Here is a 21393-nt window from a genome sequence, read left to right on the forward strand (position 1 = left end):
TAGCGCGTCCGGGACGCGCGCGTTCAGGGCGAGCCTGAATACTCTCTTTCTTGAATTATTCATGGTGCGCCGCAACGGCGCAAGTTTACCGCTGATCTATCTGTGCGCCGTCGGCGGAATTCAAGGGAAGATAAGGAAAAAACGCGGCGGGGCGCAAAGCCCGCCGCGTCATCACAGGACAAGGCCGCCGAGAATCAGTTCTTTTTCACGAACTCGGATTTCAGCTTCATCGGGCCGAAGCCGTCGATTTTGCAGTCGATGTTGTGGTCGCCTTCCACCAGACGAATGTTTTTCACCTTGGTGCCGATCTTCAGCATCGAGGAGCTGCCTTTGACCTTCAGGTCTTTGATCACGGTGACCGCATCGCCGTCCGCCAGCAGGTTGCCGTTGGCGTCTTTGACGATCAGCGCGTCCTGCTCTTCCGCCGGGGCGCTGTCGCTCCACTCGTGAGCGCACTCAGGGCAGATGAACAGGGCATTGTCCTGGTAGGTGTATTCGGAGTTGCACTTCGGGCAGTGTGGGAGTTGCATGTTATGTCGCCTCTTCAACAATAAAAAATAAAAAAAAGAACATCACCGGGCGCGGACGCCCGGCGGAGAAACGGTAAGGAGTAGCGCGAACGGGCGGCGATAATGCGGGCCGCCGCGGCGTCAGGGCTGGTAAATGCCGACGCCCAGCGCGTTTTCTTTGCGGGTACGGGCGATCACCGACTGCGGGGATTCATGTACGCGCAGATCCATCTGCTGTTCGGTGCGCACCACTGCGCCACGCAGGGTGTTGGTCAGCACCTCGGTAATTTCCACGTCGACAAACTGGCCGATCATGTCGGGCGTGCCTTCGAAGTTTACCACACGGTTGCACTCCGTGCGCCCGGCCAGCTCCATCACGCTTCTGCGCGAGGTGCCTTCCACCAGAATGCGCTGGACGGTGCCGAGCATGCGGCGGCTGAACTGCAGCGCCTGCTGGTTGATGCGATCCTGCAGAATATACAGCCGCTGTTTTTTCTCTTCTTCGCTGACGTCGTCAACCATGTCCGCCGCCGGCGTACCGGGGCGCGACGAATAGATGAAGCTGAAGCTGACGTCGAAGTTGACGTCGGCGATCAGGTTCATGGTCTGTTCGAAGTCGGCCTGGCTCTCGCCCGGGAAACCGACGATGAAGTCGGAGCTGAGCTGGATGTTCGGGCGCGCCTTGCGCAGCTTGCGGATAATCGCCTTATACTCCAGCGCGGTATGGGCGCGTTTCATCATGGTCAGGATGCGATCCGAACCGCTCTGCACCGGTAGGTGCAGGAAGCTGACCAGCTCCGGCGTGTCTTCGTACACCGCGATGATGTCGTCAGTGAACTCGATAGGGTGGCTGGTGGTGAAGCGAATGCGATCGATGCCGTCGATGGCGGCCACCAGGCGCAGCAGTTCGGCGAACGAGCAGATATCGCCGTCATGCGTGGCGCCGCGGTACGCGTTGACGTTTTGGCCGAGCAGGTTGACTTCGCGCACGCCCTGCGCCGCCAGTTGGGCGATTTCGAACAGCACGTCATCGCTCGGGCGGCTCACTTCCTCGCCGCGGGTGTATGGCACCACGCAGAAAGTGCAGTATTTGTTGCAGCCTTCCATGATCGACACGAACGCGGTCGGGCCTTCGGCGCGCGGCTCCGGCAGGCGGTCGAACTTTTCGATCTCCGGGAAACTGATATCGACCACCGGGCTGCGGGTGCCCTGAACGTGGTTGATCATTTCCGGCAGGCGGTGCAGGGTCTGCGGGCCGAATACCACGTCGACGCAAGGCGCGCGGCTGCGGATCAGTTCGCCTTCTTGCGAGGCCACGCAACCGCCGACGCCGATGATGACAGACGGGTTCTTCTCTTTCAGCAAGCGCCAGCGCCCCAGCATGGCGAAAACTTTTTCCTGCGCTTTTTCACGGATCGAGCAGGTGTTCAGCAACAGCACGTCCGCTTCCTCGGCGTTGTCGGTCCACTCGAAGCCGTGCGTGCTGTTCAACAGGTCGGCCATTTTCGATGAATCGTACTCATTCATCTGGCAGCCCCAGGTTTTGATATGTAGTTTTTTCGTCATTGACTTGCCATTACTCAGTGCGGAGCGAAAGTTGCGTTACGCGACATGCAGGGCGCGTATTGTAATCATTTGCCGCCGTTGTGACCAGCGCGGGGGAAAATGGCACGCAACCTGAAGCCGAAGCGAAAATCCGGTACACTGCGCAAAACGCCATGTCGGGTGGGATGGCGAGCATTCACATAGAAAACATAGCCAATATGAAGACATCTCAAAATCGGTACGACGCGGTGGTGGTGGGCGGCGGCATGGTCGGCGCGGCGGCGGCTCTGGGCCTGGCGCAGGCGGGCTGGTCGGTGGCGTTGCTGGAACATCAGGCGCCGCAGGCGTTCGAGGCGCAAAGCCCGCCGGACCTGCGCATTTCCGCTATCGGCTGCACCTCGGTGGGGCTGCTGAAACAGCTCGGCGCCTGGCCCGCCGTGACGGCGATGCGCACGGCGCCATATCGCCGGCTGGAGACCTGGGAATGGGCGTCGTCGCGCGTGGCGTTCGATGCGCTATCGCTGGGGCTGCCGGAGTTGGGCTTTATGGTGGAAAACCGCATTTTGCAGCTGGCGCTGTGGCAGCAGTTCGCACAGTGCGCCAATTTGACGCTGCTGTGCCCCGCCAGGCTGCAATCGCTGCAGCGGGCGGACAAGGCCTGGCAACTGACGCTGGACAGCGGTGAAACGCTGCAGGCGCGGCTGGTTGTCGGCGCCGACGGCGCCAACTCGCAGGTGCGCAAGCTGGCGGCGATCGGCACCAACGGCTGGCAGTATCGTCAGGCGTGCATGTTGATCACCGTCGATACCGGCGCGCCGCAGCAGGATGTGACCTGGCAGCGCTTCTTCCCGTCAGGGCCGCGCGCTTTCCTGCCGCTGTACGACAGCTGGGCGTCGCTGGTGTGGTATGACAGCCCGCAGCGCATTCGCCAACTGCAGGCGATGCCGCCGGCGCAGCTGGAGCGCGAGATCGCCGCCGCTTTTCCGGCGCGACTGGGCCCGGTCAAGGTGCATGCCGCCGGATCGTTCCCGTTGACGCGCCGTCATGCGCAGCGCTACGTGCTGCCGGGCCTGGCGCTGCTGGGCGATGCGGCGCATACCATCAACCCGCTGGCCGGGCAGGGCGTCAATCTGGGGTATCGCGATGTGGATGCCTTGCTGAACGTGCTGAGCGAGGCGCGGGAGCAGGGAGAAGACTGGAGCGGCGAGGCGGTGCTGCTGCGCTATCAACGCCGCCGCCGTACCGACAATCTGTTGATGCAGAGCGGCATGGATCTGTTCTATACCGCCTTCAGCAATAACCTGGCGCCGCTGACCGTGGCGCGCAATCTGGCGCTGATGGCCGCGCAGCGGGCGGGCAAGCTGAAAGAGCATGCGTTGAAGTACGCCTTGGGATTGTAACCGACAGGGCTCAGCGGTGGCTGGGCCTATTTAAGGTTGGCTGAACGGCAGACAGCAAAAAGCCCGCCGAAGCGGGCTTTTCTAAATATGGCTGGGGTGCCAGGATTCGAACCTGGGTATGCTGGTATCAGAAACCAGAGCCTTACCGCTTGGCGACACCCCAATTATGGTGGCTACGACGGGATTTGAACCTGTGACCCCATCATTATGAGTGATGTGCTCTAACCAGCTGAGCTACGTAGCCGATGTTACTTTTTACTTCTTTGATTTGCAAACAGTTTGTTATGGCTGGGGTACCTGGATTCGAACCAGGGAATGCCGGTATCAAAAACCGGTGCCTTACCGCTTGGCGATACCCCACCTGCAAACAAATCTTATGTTGAAACCCCGTTCCCGAAAGAATATGGCTGGGGTACCTGGATTCGAACCAGGGAATGCCGGTATCAAAAACCGGTGCCTTACCGCTTGGCGATACCCCATCAACATACTGCGCCGACGATGAAGAGAAATGGTGCGGGAGGCGAGACTTGAACTCGCACACCTTGCGGCGCCAGAACCTAAATCTGGTGCGTCTACCAATTTCGCCACTCCCGCAAATACAAAAAAGAGATGGTGGCTACGACGGGATTCGAACCTGTGACCCCATCATTATGAGTGATGTGCTCTAACCAGCTGAGCTACGTAGCCCTCTTTTTTTGCTTTGCCTTCATCGGCGTTGCGGGGCGCATTATGCGTATATGACCGATTTGCGTCAACAAGTTTTTTCCCGAAAAAGCGCCCGGAAGCGCCGTTTGTCTGGGTTGTGAACATTATGGCGATAAAATCGGCAATTCAGGCAGTTGGCGGGCGGAAAAGGCAACAAAAAGGCGGGCCAAAAGGCCCGCCTCGGGGAAAATGCCGCGCGATTATTTATAGGCGGCCTGGTGCACGCCGACGGCGCGGCCGGAAGGATCGTCCATCTTCTTGAACGATTCATCCCACTCGATGGCCTTGGCGGACGAGCAGGCGACGGATGGGCCGCCCGGCACGCATTCGGCGGCGCTCGGCAGCGGGAACAGCTCCTCGAAGATTTCGCGGTACAGGTAGCCTTCTTTCGACGTCGGCGTGTTGTACGGGAAGCGGAAACGCGCGGTTTCGAGCTGTTGATCGCTAATTTGCTGCGCAGCCACCTCTTTTAGCGTGTCGATCCAGCTGTAGCCGACGCCGTCGGAGAACTGCTCTTTCTGGCGCCAGGCCACGCTGGCGGGCAAATAGGACTCGAAACATTCGCGAACGATGTGTTTTTCCATTTTGCCGTTGCCGCACATTTTATCTTTCGGGTTGATGCGCATCGCCACGTCGAGGAATTTCTTGTCCAGGAACGGCACGCGGGCTTCGACGCCCCAGGCGGACATCGCCTTGTTGGCGCGCGCGCAGTCGAACATGTGCAGCGCCAGCAGTTTGCGTACGGTCTCTTCGTGGAATTCGCGGGCGTCCGGCGCCTTATGGAAGTACAGGTAGCCGCCGAACACTTCGTCCGCGCCTTCGCCGGAAAGCACCATCTTGATGCCCATCGCCTTGATTTTGCGTGACATCAGGTACATCGGCGTCGACGCGCGGATGGTGGTGACGTCATAGGTTTCGATGTGGTAAATCACGTCGCGGATGGCGTCCAGCCCTTCCTGCACGGTGAAGTGGATCTCATGGTGCACGGTGCCCAGATGGTTGGCCACCTCCTGCGCGGCGCGCAGATCCGGCGAGCCTTCCAGCCCGACGGCGAAGGAGTGCAGCTGCGGCCACCAGGCTTCGCTGCGTTCCTGATCTTCCACGCGGCGCGCGGCGTACTTCTTGGTGATCGCCGAAATGACCGAAGAATCCAGCCCGCCCGACAGCAGCACGCCGTAAGGCACGTCGGACATCAGGTGGCTTTTCACCGACTCTTCCAGCGCGGTGCGCAGGGCGGCGGCGTCGGTCACGTTGTCCTTGACGCTGTCGTAATCGAACCAGTCGCGGCGATAGTATTCGCGGATCTGGCCGTCCTGGCTCCACAGGTAGCTGCCGGCCGGGAATTCCTTGATGGTGCGGCACACCGGCACCAGCGCTTTCATTTCCGAGGCAACGTACAGGTTGCCGTGTTCGTCATGGCCCATGTACAGCGGGATGATGCCCAGGTGATCGCGGCCGATCAGGTAGGCGTCTTTTTCGGTGTCATACAGGGCAAAGGCGAACATGCCTTGCAGATCGTCGAGGAACTCCGGGCCTTTCTCCTGATACAGCGCCAGGATCACTTCACAGTCGGAGCCGGTCTGGAAGGCATAGCGGTCGCTCAGCTGTTGGCGCAGCGCCTGGTGGTTGTAAATTTCGCCGTTGACCGCCAGAACGTGGGTGTGCGCAGCGTTGTACAGCGGTTGAGCGCCGTTGTTGACGTCGACGATCGACAGGCGTTCGTGAGCCAGAATGGCTTTGTCGCTGGCGTAAACGCCGGACCAATCCGGGCCGCGGTGGCGCATCAGACGTGACAGCTCCAGCGCTTTCTTACGCAGTTCAACGGGATCGGACTTCAGATCGAGCACACCGAAAATAGAACACATACAACTCTCCTAACGGGCTTTTATGACTGTGATGTTGTTTTTACTGTTATGGGCAGCATTGCCGATTTATCAGCGATAACGCGGTTTTGCTGCGCTGTGGTTATGAAAATGCGCCAAAAGCTGCAGAGGATGCAAGCGTTTTAGCCATGCGCTGAGAAATAGTTGTTTGCGTGGCTGAGGTTTTTAACGGATTTTCAGTTATCGGCGTAAAAAATTGTCGATTATGCAATTTTTAGCGTGATGGCGGGATTGCCGGCCAGTTTGACCGGCAATCGATTAGCGATTAGGCGATGAGCTGCCAGAGGGTGAACGCGGCATCCGGCGTCCAGCCGGCATTGGAGGTGTGCGCCTGAATACAGGTGTATTTCTTGCCTTTATAACTCACGACGTCGCCGGCTTTGTAGCTGTGGTTGTTCTGCCACTCGGGCGCGCCCGGATCGGGCGGCGTACCGTCATTGGCGGTTTTGACCGCCAGCGCGCTGCTCGGCAGGGAGGTATTGCCCAGGGTGTCGGTCGCGGTAACGAAGTAGCTGTACTGGGTTGCCGGCGTCAGACCGCTGTCGGCCAGCGACAGACCGGCGGTTTGGCCGATCGGGTTGCCGTTGCGGTAGACGGTGTAGCTGGCGATCGGTGAGGCGCCGGTGGCGGCGGCCCAGCTCAGTTTCAGCGAGGTGGCGCCCAGCTCGGCGACCGTCAGCGCCGTCGGCGCATTAGGCTTTCCCGGCGGCGGGGTGACGCCGCCCTGAATCAGCGGCGCATAGCGGGTTTTGAACTCCCAATTGTAGGCGACGCCGGCTTTGCTCTTGCCGTTATCCCAGTTGATTGACCAGGTCATCAGGCCCTTGATCGACAGGTTTTTGGCGTCGAGACGTGAGAAAGCGTTATACACCGCCTGTTTATCGATCACGTAGCCGGTGGCGGCGGCATCGTTGTTGCTCGGCAGGCCGATGACGAATTTCGCCGCCGGGATCTTCGCATAGCCGCGGGTGCCGGTAACCAGGCTTTCCGTCAGGTAGTAGAGGAAGTCCTCTTTCATGGCGTCGTTATTCTGCGTGATCCAGGCATTGAGTTCATCCACCCAAATACCGTCGCCGCCCTGGTTATAATATTGCGGCGCGATAAAGTCGTAATAGCCTTCGAGGGCGCTGATATAATCCAGGTAGGTGCCATTTTCACGTAAGTATGGGAATTCCGGCGCCATGCTGATAATAAAGTTTTTCCCCTGGGCGGCGTAATGGTCTTTTACTTTTTTCAGCGCCGCAGGCAAGACGGTTTTATTATTGGCGGCGCCGATCGCCGCCTGTTCCAGATCGATATCCAGTCCGTCGAAGCCATAGACTTCCACCAGGCGAATAATCTCGTCTTTCAGCTTGTCTTCGTCGCCGGTTTTCAGCTCGATATGCGCGTCTGCGCCGCCGAGGGAGATCAGCACCGCGCGGCCCTGGCTGTTCAGCACGCCCACCTGGCGGCGGAACTCGGCGTCGGACAGGTTGTAAGGCTTGAAGGTTGGGATGCCCTGGCCTTTCATAAAGGCGACGGCCACCACGTTGTACTCGGCGGGAATGTCGGTCAGGTTCATATTGGTGAACTGGCCCTGCTGATAGCCGTCACTGGCGCCGGCGGCCCAGTTGTGCCAGAAACCCATCAGGATCTTTTTATTGGCGATAGACGGCATAATGGCCGCGTCATCGGCGGCGACGGCATTAATAGTGTTATTTGTGCTCATGGTAGCCTCATTAATTAGGGGTAAGGGTTTTTCGCTCGCCGGCAATATCAGCTATTGGCGGGGCGTAACGTTATAATGAGGATTTTTAACGCAGGCAGGCTGAAACCTTTTACGGCCATGAACGAATTAAATTCAAACTGACGCTGAGGGAGAAGGAAATAATGGCGGCCGGGCGGCCGCCATGGCCGCATCAGAAGATGGTGATATCGGCGACGGAAGGGTAGACGTAGCTCGGGCGGAACGGCATGGTTTCGATGTCGCTCAGCGTGGAGACGCCGGACAGCACCAGCACGGTTTCCAGGCCGGCCTGGAAGCCCGCCAGAATGTCGGTGCGCAGGTTATCGCCGACGATCACCGTCTCTTCCGAGTGCGCCTGCATTTTGTTCAGTGCGGCGCGAATGATCCACGGGCTGGGCTTGCCGACGTAAAACGGCTTGCGGCCGGTGATCTTCTCGATGGGGGCGCACAGCGCGCCGCAGGCCGGCGAGAAGCCGTGGCCGTGACTATCCGGGTTGGTGGCGATAAAGCGCGCGCCGTTGCTCACGAAGTAGGCGGCTTTATGCATCATGTCCCAGTTGTAAGAGCGGGTTTCACCGACGATCACGAAGTCCGGGTTGATGTCGGTGATGGTGAAACCGGCTTTGTACAGCTCATGGATCAGGGCGCCTTCGCCGACCACATAGGCTTTTTTGCCTTCCTGACGGCGCAGGAAATCGGCGGTGGCCATCGCCGAGGTGTAGAACGCGCTCTCCGGCACTTCCAGCCCGGCGGCGGCGAAGCGGTTCGCCAGATCCTGTGCGGTCTGTGATGGGTAGTTGGTCAGCACCACCAGCGGCATGCCCTGTTCCTGGATGCGCGCCAGGAACAGATCGGCGCCGGGCACCGGCGTATTGTCATGCAGCAGCACGCCGTCGATATCGCATATAACGTTTTTGATTTTCATTTGTCGCTGTTTCTCATGATTACGGCAGGCGAAGGGTGACGATAACACGCCTGCCAGAAGCGGCGGATCAGCTTTCCAGCAATCGCTGCAAGAGCACGCCGTTGAGCATCGCGCGTTTGGCCAGGGCGAAAGCGCCGATCGCCGAGCGATGATTGAGTTCGGAGGTCACCACCGGCAGATTTTTGCGGAAGTCCTTCAGCACCTGGGTATTGATGCAGCTCTGGATCGCCGGCAGCAGCACCTTGTCCGCTTCGGTGATCTCACCGGCGATCACCACCTTCTGCGGATTGAACAGGTTGATGGCGATGGCCACCGCCTTGCCCAGATAGCGGCCTACGTGTTCGATCACTTCGCTGGCCAGCAGATCGCCGCGGTTGGCGGCCTTGCAGATGGCGTTGATGCCGCAGTCTTCCAGCGTCAGTTTGCTCGGATAGCCCTGGCTCAGCAGCTGGCGCACGCGCTGTTCGATCGCGGCGTTGGCGGCCACGGTTTCCAGGCAGCCGAAGTTGCCGCAGTGGCAGCGTTCCCCCAGCGGATCGATCTGGATATGGCCGATCTCGCCGACGTTGCCGTTGTTGCCGAGAAAAATCTGCCCGTTGACGATGATGCCGGCGCCGGTGCCGCGGTGCAGGCGCACCAGAATCGAGTCTTCGCAGTCGCGAGTGGCGCCGAAGTAGTGCTCCGCCAGCGCCAGGCTGCGGATGTCGTGGCCGACAAAGCTGGTGACGTTAAAGCGCTGCTGCAGGTTGTCCACCAGCGCCCAATTGCTGACGCTGATGTGCGGCATGTAGCGCACCACGCCCAGCGCCGGATCCACCAGGCCGGGCAGGATCACCGCGATGGCGATCAGCTCGCGCAGGCGGCGCTGGTTAGCGTCGATGAATTGGGCGATGGCGGCGAACAGCGCATTCTCCAGCGTTTCTTGAGTGCGTTCCGGCAGCGGATAGTGTTCTTCGCTGAGCGACTTGCCGCTCATGTCATACAGGGTGATGGTGGCGTCGTGGCGGCCGAGACGCACCGCGACGGTATGGAAATGACGGGTTTCCGACACGATGGAGATCGCGCGGCGGCCGCCGGTGGAGGCCTGCTGATCGACTTCTTTGATCAGCCCGCGCTCCAGCAGCTGGCGAGTAATTTTGGTGACGCTGGCGGGGGCGAGCTGGCTGAGTTCGGCAATCTGAATGCGCGAGATCGGGCCCTGCTGGTCGATCAGGCGGTAAACTGCCGCGCCGTTAAGTTGTTTGACTAAGTCAACGTTCCCTATTTGTGCTTGTCCGCCAGTGCTCATCAATAATTTTACTCGCTGTTCATTGAATTAAACCTCGTTACCGTTAACGAGCGTTTTGGTGATCTTGAAATCACGGGTGAAGGCGGTCAGGTTAGCCACCTTGCCGGCTTCGAGGGTGCCCAGACGGTGATCGACGCCGATGGCGCGCGCCGGATACAGCGTCGCCATGCGCAGCGCTTCGTCCAGCGCGATGCCGATATGCTCGACGCTGTTTCGCACCGCTTCGATCATGGTCAGCGCGGAACCGCTCAGAGTGCCGTTCTCATCCACGCACAGCCCATCCCGATAGTATATTGTTTTACCGGCGAAAATAAATTGGTCAATATCTGCACCCGCCGGTGCGGTGGCATCGGTGACCAAGACCAATTTATCACCTTTCAGGCGTTTGGCGTTACGGATACTCGCCCAGGCCACGTGATGGCCGTCGGCGATGATGCCGGTATAGACCTCCGGCGTATCGAAGATTGCCCCCATCAGCCCCGGTTCGCGGCCGGTGATATAAGGCATGGCGTTGTACAGGTGGGTGGCGAAGCTGATGCCGGCGGCGAAACCGGTACGGGCCTGATCGTAGGTGGCATTCGAGTGGCCGGCGGAGACCACGATGCCGGCCTCGGTCAGCTGCTTGATAAAGTGCGGCTCAACCATTTCCGGCGCCAGCGTCACCTTGGTGATCACGTCGGCGTTGGCGCACAGGTAATCGATCATTTCCTGGGTCGGCTTGCGAATGAACGCCGGATTGTGGGTGCCTTTTTTCACCGGGCTGAGATATGGCCCTTCCAGGTGCAGGCCCAATGCCTGGTTTTGGTGCTTTTTCAGATAAGCGCGCATCACGTCGACGCTGTGCTTCATGAATTCGTCGCTGCTGGTGATCAGCGTCGGCAGATAGCTGGTGCAGCCGGATTTCTCGTTGGCGCGCTGCATGATCTCCAGCGTTTCTTCCGAGATCGCTTCCAGCGAATCGTTGAACTGTACGCCGCCGCAGCCGTTCAGCTGCACGTCGATAAGCCCGGGGGCCAGGATGGCGCCACCCAGGTCGCGCGTTTCGATGCCGGCGGGCAATTCAGCCGCCGGGCAGACTTTCTCGATCAGCCCATCAGCGATAATGACTGCATGGTCATCAAGTACGTCGTGGCCGGTATAGATTCGGCCGTGGGTTAAAGCGAACATCGTAGCCCCCTGCAAAGATTAAAGACTTTTAACGCTTTCCGCTTCTAACTCGCGGAAATATTTGACGGTTTTGACTTTCAGCTCCATGGTGGCCGGTTCGTCGCACACCACTACCGCTTTGGCGTGCAACTGCAGACAGCTGATGGTCCACATGTGGTTGATATTGCCTTCCACTGCGGCTTCCAGCGCCTGCGCCTTGGCGTGGCCGGTGACCAGGATCATCACTTCTTCCGCGTCCAGCAGCGTGCCCACGCCGACGGTCAACGCATATTTCGGCACCAGGCTGACGTCGCCGCCGAAGAAGCGCGAGTTGGCGATGCGGGTGTCTTCGGTCAGCGTTTTGATGCGGGTGCGCGAAGCCAGGGACGAAGCCGGCTCGTTGAACGCGATATGGCCGTCGATGCCCACGCCGCCCATGAACAGGTTAATTTTGCCGTAAGACTTGATCTTCTCTTCGTACTGGCGGCACTCGGCGTCGACATCCGCGGCGTTGCCGTTCAGCAGGTTGATATTTTCGCGAGGGATATCAACGTGATCAAAGAAGTTGCGGTACATGAAGGTGTGATAGCTTTCCGGGTGTTCCTGCGGCAGGCCAACGTACTCGTCCATGTTGAAAGTCACAACATGCTTAAAGCTTACTTCACCTGCTTTGTGCATCGCAATCAGATGTTTGTAGGCTTCCAGCGGCGTGCCGCCGGTGGGCAGGCCGAGAACAAACGGGCGCTCTGCGGTTGGCTTGAATGCGTTGATGCGTTGAACGATATGACGCGCGGCCCATTTGCCGACTTGTGCGGTATCTTTCAGTGGGATAAGTCTCATCTAACACCTCTTGGGATAAGTAAACTAAAGCTATACTGTACGGGCCTGCGGGAGTCGTAAGCGTAACCCAGCTTTATGATTCTCGCGTGAATCGTCCGTCCGGTTGATTTTTTGAATGATAAAATAAGTTTTGTGTGATGGCCAGCAATCTGGGAGGTAAAGACTACTTTTTGGTGATATTTATCACAAAAAGGGAGGTTTTAATTTGCGATACAAAATAAATTTTTTACACTCGGCATGAGTGATACGTGCCAAGCGCTGTTTCTAAAAAGGTAGTGAGAGCTCCAAATAAACTACTAATAGGGTCCGTCCGCGGACAACATAGGGGGAAAAGGTGAACATTCTTAGTTATTTGCAAAAGGTGGGACGGGCGCTGATGGTGCCGGTCGCCACGCTGCCCGCCGCCGCCATCTTGATGGGCGTCGGGTACTGGATTGACCCTGTTGGTTGGGGCGGCGACAACGCGCTCGCCGCTTTCTTCATTAAATCCGGCTCCGCTATCATCGACAACATGTCGGTGCTGTTCGCTATCGGCGTGGCCTACGGCATGTCCAAAGACAAGGACGGCGCCGCCGCGTTGACCGGCTTCGTCGGCTTCCTGGTGCTGACCACTCTCTGTTCGCCGGCCGCCGTGTCGATGATTCAGAAGATCCCGCTCGATCAGGTGCCCGCCGCGTTCGGCAAGATCCAGAACCAGTTCGTCGGTATTCTGGTGGGCATCATCTCCGCCGAAGTGTACAACCGCTTCAGCGGCGTCGAGCTGCCCAAGGCGCTGTCGTTCTTCAGCGGCCGCCGTTTGGTGCCGATCCTCATTTCCTTCCTGATGATCCTGGTGGCTTTCATCCTGATGTACATTTGGCCGGTGATCTTCAACGGTCTGGTGAACTTCGGTGAACACATTCAGAAAATGGGCTCGGTCGGCGCGGGCATTTACGCCTTCTTCAACCGCCTGCTGATCCCGGTCGGCCTGCACCACGCGCTGAACTCGGTGTTCTGGTTCGACGTGGCCGGCATCAACGATATTCCTAACTTCCTTGGCGGCCAGCAGTCGATCGAAGCCGGTAAAGCGGTTGTCGGCATCACCGGCCGTTATCAGGCGGGCTTCTTCCCGATCATGATGTTCGGTCTGCCGGGGGCGGCGCTGGCCATTTACCACTGCGCGCGTCCTGAGAACAAAGCCAAAGTGGCGGGCATCATGCTGGCGGCCGCTTTCGCCGCCTTCTTTACCGGTATTACCGAACCGCTGGAATTCTCCTTCATGTTCGTGGCGCCGGTGCTGTACGTGATCCACGCCGTGCTGACCGGTATCTCGGTGTTCATCGCCGCCAGCATGCATTGGATCGCCGGTTTCGGCTTCAGCGCCGGCCTGGTGGATATGGTGCTGTCGTCTCGCAACCCGCTGGCGACCCACTGGTACATGCTGATCCCGCAAGGCCTGGTGTTCTTCGTCATCTACTACGTGGTGTTCCGCTTCACCATCAAAAAATTCAACCTGATGACCCCGGGCCGCGAGCTGGCGGTTGCCGGTGACGAAACCGACGGCTACGACGTCAACGTCGACAGCAACGCCGGTAAAGACGAGAACGAAACTACCACCCTGGCTCGTCGTTACGTCGGCGCGATCGGCGGTTCCGACAACCTGACCGGCATCGACGCCTGCATCACCCGCCTGCGTTTGAATGTGAAAGACTCCGCGCTGGTGAACGACGCATTGGCGAAACGCCTCGGCGCGTCGGGCGTTATCCGCCTGAACAAGCAGAGCGTGCAAGTGATCGTCGGCACCCGTGCCGAACTTATCGCCAGCGCAATGCGCAACGTGATTGCAGCCGGCCCGGTAGCGGCAGCGGCGGCCCCGGCGGCGGCGCCTGCCGCGGAAGCCAAACCGCAGGCGGTGCCGAACGCGCCGAAAGCCGCGTTTGAAACGCTGGTGGCGCCGGTGACTGGCGAAGTGGTGGCGCTCGAACAGGTGCCGGACGAAGCTTTCGCCAGCAAGGCGGTAGGCGACGGCCTGGCGATTCGCCCGACCGACAAGATCGTGGTGGCGCCGGCTGACGGCACCGTGGTGAAAATCTTCAATACCAACCACGCATTCTGCCTGGAAACCGACAAGGGCGCCGAGATCGTGGTGCACATGGGGATCGACACCGTCGCGCTGGAAGGCCAGGGCTTCAAACGCCTGGTGGAAGAGGGCGCGGAAGTGAAAGCCGGTCAACCGATTCTGGAACTGGATCTGGATTACCTGAATGCCAATGCGCGTTCGATGATAAGCCCGGTGGTGGTCAGCAACTCTGACGAGTACGCCGGCCTGGCGGCGCTGGCCAGCGGCTCTGTGGTCGCCGGTCAAACCAAGCTGTATGAGATCCAGAAATAAGGCTGTTTTTACCTGAGTAGTGCCTGGGGCCAAACACGCATCATGGCGGCGTTTGCCCCGACTTGGCGGGAAGAGAGCGATCTCTTCCCGCTTTTTTTATCCCGTTTCGCCCCACGGCGGTGCGCTGCGCGCCGATGGTGCAACGCGCCGCATTTTTCATGAAACAAACGGTTGTTTCCAGACGTGGCTTGTTGGATCATAGGCGGTTATGTGTAGCGCTTTGCATTGAGGAACAGTGAAATGAGTGAGGCTGAAGCCCGCCCAACCAATTTTATCCGTCAGATCGTCGATGAAGATCTGGCGTCGGGGAAACACACGTCAGTACATACCCGTTTCCCGCCGGAGCCTAACGGCTATCTGCATATCGGCCACGCCAAGTCCATCTGCCTGAACTTCGGCATCGCCAAGGACTATCAGGGCCAGTGCAACCTGCGTTTCGACGACACCAACCCGGTGAAAGAAGACATCGAGTTCGTCGAGTCTATCAAGCACGACGTGGAGTGGCTGGGCTTTGAGTGGAGCGGCAACGTTCGTTACTCCTCAGACTATTTCGATCAGCTGCACCAGTACGCGGTGGAGCTTATCAGCAAAGGGCTGGCCTACGTCGACGAACTGTCGCCGGAGCAGATCCGCGAATACCGCGGCACCCTGACTGCGCCGGGCAAAGACAGCCCGTACCGCGGTCGCAGCGTGGAAGAGAACCTGGCGCTGTTCGAGAAGATGCGCAATGGCGAATTCGCCGAAGGCGCCGCCTGCCTGCGCGCCAAGATCGATATGGCTTCGCCGTTTATCGTGATGCGCGATCCGGTGCTGTACCGCATCAAGTTCGCCGAACACCACCAGACCGGCAATAAATGGTGCATCTACCCGATGTACGATTTCACCCACTGCATTTCCGATGCGCTGGAAGGGATCACCCATTCGCTGTGCACCCTGGAATTCCAGGATAACCGCCGTCTGTATGATTGGGTGCTGGATAACATCACCATTCCTTGCCACCCGCGCCAGTACGAGTTTTCGCGTCTCAACCTCGAATACGCCATCATGTCGAAGCGCAAGCTGCACCAGCTGGTGGCCGAGAAGATCGTCGAAGGTTGGGATGATCCGCGCATGCCGACCGTCTCCGGTCTGCGCCGCCGCGGTTATACTGCCGCCTCGATCCGCGAGTTCTGCCTGCGCATCGGCGTAACCAAGCAAGACAACAACGTCGAAATGGTGGCGCTGGAATCCTGCATCCGCGACGATCTGAACGAGAACGCGCCGCGCGCCATGGCGGTGCTGGATCCGGTGAAAATCGTCATCGAGAACATGGGCGATGCGGTGGAAATGGTCAGCATGCCTAACCACCCGAACAAGCCGGAAATGGGCAACCGCGATGTGCCGTTCAGCCGTGAGATCTATATCGATCGCGCCGACTTCCGCGAAGAAGCCAACAAGCAGTACAAGCGTCTGGTGCTGGGCAAAGAAGTGCGTCTGCGCAACGCGTACGTGATCAAGGCCGAGCGCGTCGAGAAAGATGAAGCCGGCGAGATCACCACCATCTTCTGCAGCTACGATGCGGAAACGCTGAGCAAAGATCCTGCCGACGGCCGCAAGGTGAAGGGCGTGATCCACTGGGTGTCTGCGGCGCACGCGCTGCCGGCGGAAATTCGCCTGTACGATCGCCTGTTCAGCGTGCCTAACCCGGGCGCGGCGGAGGACTTCCTCTCCACCATTAACCCGGAATCGCTGGTGATCAAGCACGGTTTCGTTGAGCCGAGTCTGGCGGCCGCACAGCCGGAGAAAGCCTATCAGTTCGAGCGTGAAGGCTACTTCTGCGCCGACAGCCATTACTCTTCGGCTGAGCACCTGGTGTTTAACCGCACCGTCGGTCTGCGTGACACCTGGGCGAAAATCGAAGGCTAATCTTAATCGCCTCGAAAATTAATGTATCAGCGCGGCTCAGGCCGCGCTTTTTTATGCCTGCTATTGAGTAAATCATCTATTCTCGCCACGTTTTTCCGGGCTGCGTTTAATTAACTGCGGTGCGTTAATCAATAAGTTTTCTTATATTGGGCTTAGTAGTCTTAATCTTTACTTATATATTCGTGATGCGAATTAATTTCATTTAGAGAGCGCTCTCAAATTTTATCTCCTGACTGACGGATTTAGTCAGGCTGAAACCATTAATCGTCTCTGGTTGACCTGGTATCCGTATTTATTCTGATTTAATTGAATTTTTTATTCGACACCTTCCATGAATGCCAGCGTAACAAATTATCACCGATATGTGCTCCTTGTCATACTTTGACAAATCTTCCGCATTTTTCATTTGATAATTCGCGTCGCGAAAAATAGTCTGTCTGTAGCAATTAGTGCTGTGGGAATAACATCTCGTCGGCAATATTTTTTACCCGTTCGGGTTTTTTATTGGCAGTCGTGCAGGGCAGTGGTGAACACAGGCGGCTGCAACTTTTAAGTTAAGTCAAAGAGGAATTTCAATATGGGTACGCACGGTGCTCAGCGTAAAACGCTGGCGCTCGCAGTCGCGGGCGCGCTGTTGGGAACAGGGTTTGCCATGGCGCCTGAGGCGAAAGCCGCAGGGTTTATCGAGGATTCCACGCTGACCGGCGGCATTTATTACTGGCAACGTGAGCGTGACCGTAAAGATCTCAATCCGGACAGCAAGGATTACAATCAATACACCACCAACCTGTCCCACTCTACCGCCAACCTGAGCCTGGATTTCGCGTCGGGCTACGCCTGGGACATGTTCGGTCTGGATGTCGGCGCCTTTACCGCCATCGAACTGGCTGAATCCAGCGCCAGCGGTCACCCGAACGAAATCGCGTTCTCCTCGAAGAACCGTACCTACGACGAAGACTACTCCGGTGATAAGGGCGGTATCAGCCTGTACAAAGCCGCCGCCAAATTCAAATACGGCCCGGTCTGGGCGCGCGCCGGCTATATTCAGCCGAGCGGCCAAACCCTGCTGGCGCCGCACTGGAGCTTCATGCCGGGCACTTATCAGGGGGCTGAAGCCGGCGCCAAGTTCGACTACGGCGATGCCGGCGCGTTGAGCTTCTCCTACATGTGGGCCGACAAATACAAAGCGCCGTGGCATATCGAGATGGACGACTTCCGCCAGAACGATAAGAAAACCCGTGTCTCCTACCTGCACTCGCTGGGCGCCAAGTACGATTTCAAAAACGATCTGGTGCTGGAAGCCGCTTACGGCCAGGCCCAGGGGTACGTGAATCAGTACTTCACCAAGGCGTCTTACAAATTCGATCTGCTGGGCAACCCGCTGACCACCAGTTACCAGTTCTATGGCGCGGAAGACCGCATCAGCAACAAGAACGATCCGAACAGCATTTATGACGGCCTGGCCTGGCTGCAGGCGTTGACCTTCGGTTACACCACCGGCCAGTTCAACTGGCGTCTGGAAGGCACCATGGTCAAGGCGGAAGGCAATCAGGGCTTCTTCCTGCAACGTATGACCCCGACCTACGCCTCGTCAAACGGTCGCCTGGACGTGTGGTGGGATAACCGCTCCGACTTTAACGCCAACGGCGAGAAAGCGGTGTATGCCGGCGTGATGTATGACCTCAGCAACTGGAACCTGCCGGGCATGGCGGTCGGCGGCTCTTACGTTTACGCCTGGGACGCCAAGCCGAGCACCAACCCGATCTACGATCAGAGCCAGCGCCTGAAAGAGAGCGCCTGGAGTCTGGACGCGATGTACACCATCCAGGAAGGGCGAGCCAAGGGCACGCTGCTCAAGCTGCATTACACCCAGTATGACAACCACACCAACATTCCGAGCTGGGGCGGCGGTTACGGCAACATCTTCCAGGACGAGAAAGACGTCAAGTTCATGGTCATCGCGCCATTCACCATCTTCTGATGCGTTCCCCGGCCTTGCCGCCGGGGCAGTTAAGGGAATTCAACGATGAAAAAAATCATGCTGATGTTGGCGGCCGCTGCGGCGCTGAGCGCCTGTGCGCAACCCGCCGCGCCGTCGGAAGACGCCAAGTTGAAACAGGCTTACAGCGCCTGCATCAATACCGCGGAAGGCTCGCCGGAGCGTCTGCAGCCGTGCAAGGCGGTGCTGAACGTGCTGAAACAAGAGAAACAGCACCAGCAGTTCGCCGCGCAGGAAACGGTACGGGTGATGGATTATCAGAACTGCATTATGGCGGTTCACAGCGGTAACGGTCAGGCTTACGACGCCAAGTGCGGCAAGCTGTGGCAAGAAATTCGCGATAACAATAATTAAGAAGGACGAGAAGATGAACGCATTCAAACTGAGCGCACTGGCCGCCTTGACGGCAACGATGGGATTCCTGGGCGGCATGGGGAGCGCCATGGCCGATCAACAGCTGGTGGATCAGCTGAGCCAACTGAAGCTGAACGTGAAAATGCTGGATAACCGCGCCGGGGAAAACGGCGTGGATTGCGCGGCGCTGGGCGCAGACTGGGCCTCATGCAACCGGGTGTTGTTCACCCTGAGCAACGACGGGCAGGCGATCGACGGCAAAGACTGGATCATTTATTTCCACAGCCCGCGCCAGACTCTGCGGGTAGACAACGATCAGTTCAAGATCGCTCACCTCACCGGCGATCTGTACAAGCTGGAGCCGACCGCCAAATTCAGCGGTTTCCCGGCCGGTAAGGCGGTGGAAATCCCGGTGGTCGCCGAATACTGGCAGCTGTTCAGAAACGACTTCCTGCCCCGCTGGTATGCCACGTCCGGCGACGCCAAGCCGAAAATGCTGGCGAATACCGACACCGAAAATCTGGATCAGTTTGTGGCGCCGTTTACCGGCGATCAGTGGAAGCGCACCAAGGACGACAAAAATATTTTGATGACGCCGGCTTCGCGTTTTGTCAGCAACGCCGATCTGCAGACGCTGCCCGCCGGCGCGCTGCGCGGCCAGATCGTGCCGACGCCGATGCAGGTGAAAGTGCACGCGCAGGACGCCGATCTGCGCAAAGGGGTATCGCCGGATCTGAGCACGTTGGTCAAGCCGGCGGCGGATGTCGTCAACCAGCGTTTCGCGCTGCTGGGCGTGCCGGTTCAGGCCAACGGTTACCCGATCAAGACCGACATCCAGCCGGGCAAGTTTAAAGGCGCGATGGCGGTGCCGGGCGCTTATGAGCTGAAGATCGGCAAGAAAGAGGCGCGGGTGATCGGCTTCGATCAGGCCGGGGTGTTCTACGGGTTGCAGTCTATCCTGTCGTTAGTGCCGACCGACGGCAGCGGCAAGATCGCCACGCTCGACGCCAGCGATGCGCCGCGCTTCCAGTATCGCGGCATTTTCCTCGACGTGGCGCGCAACTTCCATAAGAAGGATGCGGTGCTGCGCCTGCTGGATCAGATGGCGGCTTACAAGCTCAACAAATTCCACTTCCACCTGAGCGATGACGAAGGTTGGCGTATCGAAATTCCCGGCTTGCCTGAGTTGACGGAAGTCGGCGGCCAGCGCTGCCACGATCTGAGCGAAACCACCTGCCTGCTGCCGCAGTACGGCCAGGGGCCGGATGTCTACGGCGGTTTCTTCACTCGTCAGGACTACATCGACATCATCAAATACGCCCAGGCGCGCCAGATTGAGGTGATCCCGGAGATTGACATGCCGGCGCACGCCCGCGCGGCGGTGGTCTCGATGGAAGCGCGCTACAAGAAACTGCATGCCGCCGGCAAAGAGCAGGAGGCCAACGAGTTCCGCCTGGTGGATCCGACCGATACCTCCAATACCACCTCGGTGCAGTTCTTTAACCGTCAGAGTTACCTGAACCCGTGCCTGGATTCCTCCCAGCGCTTTGTCGACAAGGTGATTGGCGAGATTGCCCAGATGCATAAAGAAGCCGGCCAGCCGATTAAGACCTGGCACTTTGGCGGCGACGAAGCGAAAAACATCCGCCTGGGCGCCGGCTACACCGACAAGGCGAAACCGGAACCGGGTAAAGGCATCATTGACCAGAGCAATGAAGACAAGCCGTGGGCCAAGTCTCAGGTGTGCCAGGTGATGATCAAAGAGGGCAAAGTGGCCGACATGGAGCACCTGCCGAGCTACTTCGGCCAAGAGGTCAGCAAGCTGGTGAAGGCGCACGGCATCGACAGAATGCAGGCCTGGCAAGACGGCCTGAAAGACGCCGAGAGTTCGAAGGCGTTCGCCACCTCGCGCGTGGGGGTCAACTTCTGGGACACCCTGTACTGGGGCGGTTTCGACAGCGTCAACGACTGGGCCAATAAAGGGTATGAAGTGGTGGTCTCCAACCCGGACTACGTCTATATGGACTTCCCTTACGAGGTGAACCCGGACGAGCGCGGTTACTACTGGGGAACCCGCTTCAGCGACGAGCGCAAGGTGTTCAGCTTCGCGCCGGACAACATGCCGCAGAACGCGGAAACCTCGGTTGACCGAGACGGCAACCACTTCAACGCCAAGAGCGACAAGCCGTGGCCGGGGGCATATGGACTTTCCGCTCAGCTGTGGAGCGAAACCCAGCGCACCGACCCGCAGATGGAATACATGATCTTCCCACGCGCGCTGTCGGTGGCGGAGCGCGCCTGGCATCGCGCCGGTTGGGAGCAGGACTATCGCGCCGGCCGCGAATACAAAGGCGGGGAAACCCACTTTGTCGATACCAAGACGCTGGAGAAAGATTGGCTGCGCTTCGCCAATATTCTGGGCCAGCGTGAACTGGCCAAGCTGGACAAAGGCGGCGTGGCTTATCGTCTGCCGGTGCCGGGCGCTCGCGTGGCGGGCGGCAAGCTGGAGGCGAATATCGCGCTGCCGGGGTTGGGCATCGAGTACTCCACCGACGGCGGTAAGCAGTGGCAGCGCTATGATGCCAAGGCTAAACCTGCGGTCTCCGGCGAAGTACAGGTGCGCTCGGTCAGCCCGGACGGCAAACGCTACAGCCGCGCCGAGAAGGTCTAAGAAGGGCGGTGCGGCCCGCAGTTTTGGCGGCGGGCCGCATCATAACGAAGGGGGAATGCGTTCGCCCGCGCGTGTCGGCGCAGGGCGGACGTTGTAGTGAGAGTAGTGCGTGGAGTCGCTGTGCCG

At 58.8% G+C, this 21393-nt stretch carries 14 protein-coding genes and 6 tRNA genes; 6 read left to right on the forward strand and 14 right to left on the reverse strand.

Annotation, left to right across the window (positions count from 1 at the left end; all coding sequences use genetic code 11):
- Nucleotides 1-194 precede the first annotated feature (194 nt).
- Both ACJ8IP_RS11365 and miaB read right to left on the reverse strand, forming a co-directional pair.
- The gene (locus ACJ8IP_RS11365; protein WP_116286592.1) at nt 195-530 is read right to left on the reverse strand and encodes a zinc ribbon domain-containing protein YjdM; all 336 of its coding nucleotides are present in this window, start codon (nt 528-530) and stop codon (nt 195-197) included.
- 120 nt (nt 531-650) lie between these two features.
- On the reverse strand, nt 651-2075 hold the full coding sequence (gene miaB, locus ACJ8IP_RS11370) for a tRNA (N6-isopentenyl adenosine(37)-C2)-methylthiotransferase MiaB (RefSeq protein ID WP_033642169.1): 1425 nt from the start codon (nt 2073-2075) through the stop codon (nt 651-653).
- Nucleotides 2076-2272: 197 nt separating this feature from the next.
- Here miaB and ubiF point away from each other — a divergent pair, with 197 nt between their 5' ends.
- Nucleotides 2273-3454, forward strand: a complete 1182-nt coding sequence (gene ubiF / locus ACJ8IP_RS11375; RefSeq protein ID WP_089191295.1) for a 3-demethoxyubiquinol 3-hydroxylase — start codon at nt 2273-2275, stop codon at nt 3452-3454.
- Nucleotides 3455-3542: 88 nt separating this feature from the next.
- Here ubiF and ACJ8IP_RS11380 read toward each other — a convergent pair.
- The 12 genes from ACJ8IP_RS11380 to nagB form a co-directional block, all read right to left on the reverse strand.
- Nucleotides 3543-3617, reverse strand: a tRNA-Gln gene (locus tag ACJ8IP_RS11380).
- Nucleotides 3618-3621: 4 nt separating this feature from the next.
- Nucleotides 3622-3698, reverse strand: a tRNA-Met gene (locus ACJ8IP_RS11385).
- A gap of 41 nt (nt 3699-3739) precedes the next feature.
- A tRNA-Gln gene (locus ACJ8IP_RS11390) sits at nt 3740-3814 on the reverse strand.
- A gap of 44 nt (nt 3815-3858) precedes the next feature.
- A tRNA-Gln gene (locus ACJ8IP_RS11395) sits at nt 3859-3933 on the reverse strand.
- Nucleotides 3934-3963: 30 nt separating this feature from the next.
- Nucleotides 3964-4048, reverse strand: a tRNA-Leu gene (locus ACJ8IP_RS11400).
- A gap of 16 nt (nt 4049-4064) precedes the next feature.
- Nucleotides 4065-4141 (reverse strand) — tRNA-Met (locus ACJ8IP_RS11405).
- 218 nt (nt 4142-4359) lie between these two features.
- Nucleotides 4360-6024: an asparagine synthase B gene (gene asnB / locus ACJ8IP_RS11410; RefSeq protein WP_033642171.1), complete on the reverse strand. Its 1665-nt coding sequence runs from the start codon at nt 6022-6024 to the stop codon at nt 4360-4362.
- Nucleotides 6025-6307: 283 nt separating this feature from the next.
- Nucleotides 6308-7750, reverse strand: coding sequence for a carbohydrate-binding protein (locus ACJ8IP_RS11415; RefSeq protein WP_342171276.1), 1443 nt, complete (start codon nt 7748-7750; stop codon nt 6308-6310).
- 190 nt (nt 7751-7940) lie between these two features.
- Entirely contained in the window at nt 7941-8693 is a 753-nt protein-coding gene (locus ACJ8IP_RS11420) for an HAD-IIA family hydrolase (RefSeq protein ID WP_004939957.1), read from the reverse strand.
- A gap of 67 nt (nt 8694-8760) precedes the next feature.
- Nucleotides 8761-9981 carry a DNA-binding transcriptional regulator NagC gene (gene nagC / locus ACJ8IP_RS11425; protein WP_019454064.1) on the reverse strand — a complete coding sequence of 407 codons (1221 nt, stop codon included), beginning with the start codon at nt 9979-9981 and terminating at the stop codon, nt 8761-8763.
- A 27-nt stretch (nt 9982-10008) separates the two neighbouring features.
- Nucleotides 10009-11148, reverse strand: a complete 1140-nt coding sequence (gene nagA, locus ACJ8IP_RS11430; protein WP_033642173.1) for an N-acetylglucosamine-6-phosphate deacetylase — start codon at nt 11146-11148, stop codon at nt 10009-10011.
- Between the two features lie 18 nt (nt 11149-11166).
- Entirely contained in the window at nt 11167-11967 is an 801-nt protein-coding gene (nagB, locus tag ACJ8IP_RS11435) for a glucosamine-6-phosphate deaminase (RefSeq protein ID WP_004939952.1), read from the reverse strand.
- 334 nt (nt 11968-12301) lie between these two features.
- Here nagB and nagE point away from each other — a divergent pair, with 334 nt between their 5' ends.
- The 5 genes from nagE (at nt 12302) to ACJ8IP_RS11460 (ending at nt 21267) form a co-directional block, all read left to right on the forward strand.
- Nucleotides 12302-14338 carry an N-acetylglucosamine-specific PTS transporter subunit IIBC gene (gene nagE, locus ACJ8IP_RS11440; protein ID WP_042783851.1) on the forward strand — a complete coding sequence of 679 codons (2037 nt, stop codon included), beginning with the start codon at nt 12302-12304 and terminating at the stop codon, nt 14336-14338.
- Between the two features lie 240 nt (nt 14339-14578).
- Nucleotides 14579-16243 carry a glutamine--tRNA ligase gene (gene glnS, locus ACJ8IP_RS11445; protein WP_033642175.1) on the forward strand — a complete coding sequence of 555 codons (1665 nt, stop codon included), beginning with the start codon at nt 14579-14581 and terminating at the stop codon, nt 16241-16243.
- A 577-nt stretch (nt 16244-16820) separates the two neighbouring features.
- Nucleotides 16821-18224: a chitoporin ChiP gene (gene chiP, locus ACJ8IP_RS11450; protein WP_042783852.1), complete on the forward strand. Its 1404-nt coding sequence runs from the start codon at nt 16821-16823 to the stop codon at nt 18222-18224.
- Between the two features lie 45 nt (nt 18225-18269).
- Nucleotides 18270-18596, forward strand: coding sequence for a ChiQ/YbfN family lipoprotein (chiQ, locus tag ACJ8IP_RS11455; protein WP_164057452.1), 327 nt, complete (start codon nt 18270-18272; stop codon nt 18594-18596).
- 13 nt (nt 18597-18609) lie between these two features.
- The gene (locus tag ACJ8IP_RS11460; protein WP_047572350.1) at nt 18610-21267 is read left to right on the forward strand and encodes a beta-N-acetylhexosaminidase; all 2658 of its coding nucleotides are present in this window, start codon (nt 18610-18612) and stop codon (nt 21265-21267) included.
- The last annotated feature ends 126 nt before the right edge of the window (nt 21268-21393 follow it).

It is taken from the genome of Serratia sp. CY52157 (genome assembly GCF_052168495.1).
In the GTDB taxonomy this organism is placed as follows: Bacteria; Pseudomonadota; Gammaproteobacteria; order Enterobacterales; family Enterobacteriaceae; genus Serratia; species Serratia ureilytica.

Excerpts from the sequence above, each read along its gene's own strand:
- nagA (WP_033642173.1), bottom strand. The coding sequence starts at position 11,148 with ATGTTCGCTTTAACCCACGGCCGAATCTATACCGGCCACGACGTACTT.
- chiP (WP_042783852.1), top strand. The coding sequence starts at position 16,821 with ATGGGTACGCACGGTGCTCAGCGTAAAACGCTGGCGCTCGCAGTCGCG.
- glnS (WP_033642175.1), top strand. The coding sequence starts at position 14,579 with ATGAGTGAGGCTGAAGCCCGCCCAACCAATTTTATCCGTCAGATCGTC.
- ACJ8IP_RS11365 (WP_116286592.1), bottom strand. The coding sequence starts at position 530 with ATGCAACTCCCACACTGCCCGAAGTGCAACTCCGAATACACCTACCAG.
- nagB (WP_004939952.1), bottom strand. The coding sequence starts at position 11,967 with ATGAGACTTATCCCACTGAAAGATACCGCACAAGTCGGCAAATGGGCC.
- ubiF (WP_089191295.1), top strand. The coding sequence starts at position 2,273 with ATGAAGACATCTCAAAATCGGTACGACGCGGTGGTGGTGGGCGGCGGC.
- ACJ8IP_RS11460 (WP_047572350.1), top strand. The coding sequence starts at position 18,610 with ATGAACGCATTCAAACTGAGCGCACTGGCCGCCTTGACGGCAACGATG.
- ACJ8IP_RS11415 (WP_342171276.1), bottom strand. The coding sequence starts at position 7,750 with ATGAGCACAAATAACACTATTAATGCCGTCGCCGCCGATGACGCGGCC.
- ACJ8IP_RS11420 (WP_004939957.1), bottom strand. The coding sequence starts at position 8,693 with ATGAAAATCAAAAACGTTATATGCGATATCGACGGCGTGCTGCTGCAT.
- chiQ (WP_164057452.1), top strand. The coding sequence starts at position 18,270 with ATGAAAAAAATCATGCTGATGTTGGCGGCCGCTGCGGCGCTGAGCGCC.
- miaB (WP_033642169.1), bottom strand. The coding sequence starts at position 2,075 with ATGACGAAAAAACTACATATCAAAACCTGGGGCTGCCAGATGAATGAG.
- nagC (WP_019454064.1), bottom strand. The coding sequence starts at position 9,981 with ATGAGCACTGGCGGACAAGCACAAATAGGGAACGTTGACTTAGTCAAA.
- asnB (WP_033642171.1), bottom strand. The coding sequence starts at position 6,024 with ATGTGTTCTATTTTCGGTGTGCTCGATCTGAAGTCCGATCCCGTTGAA.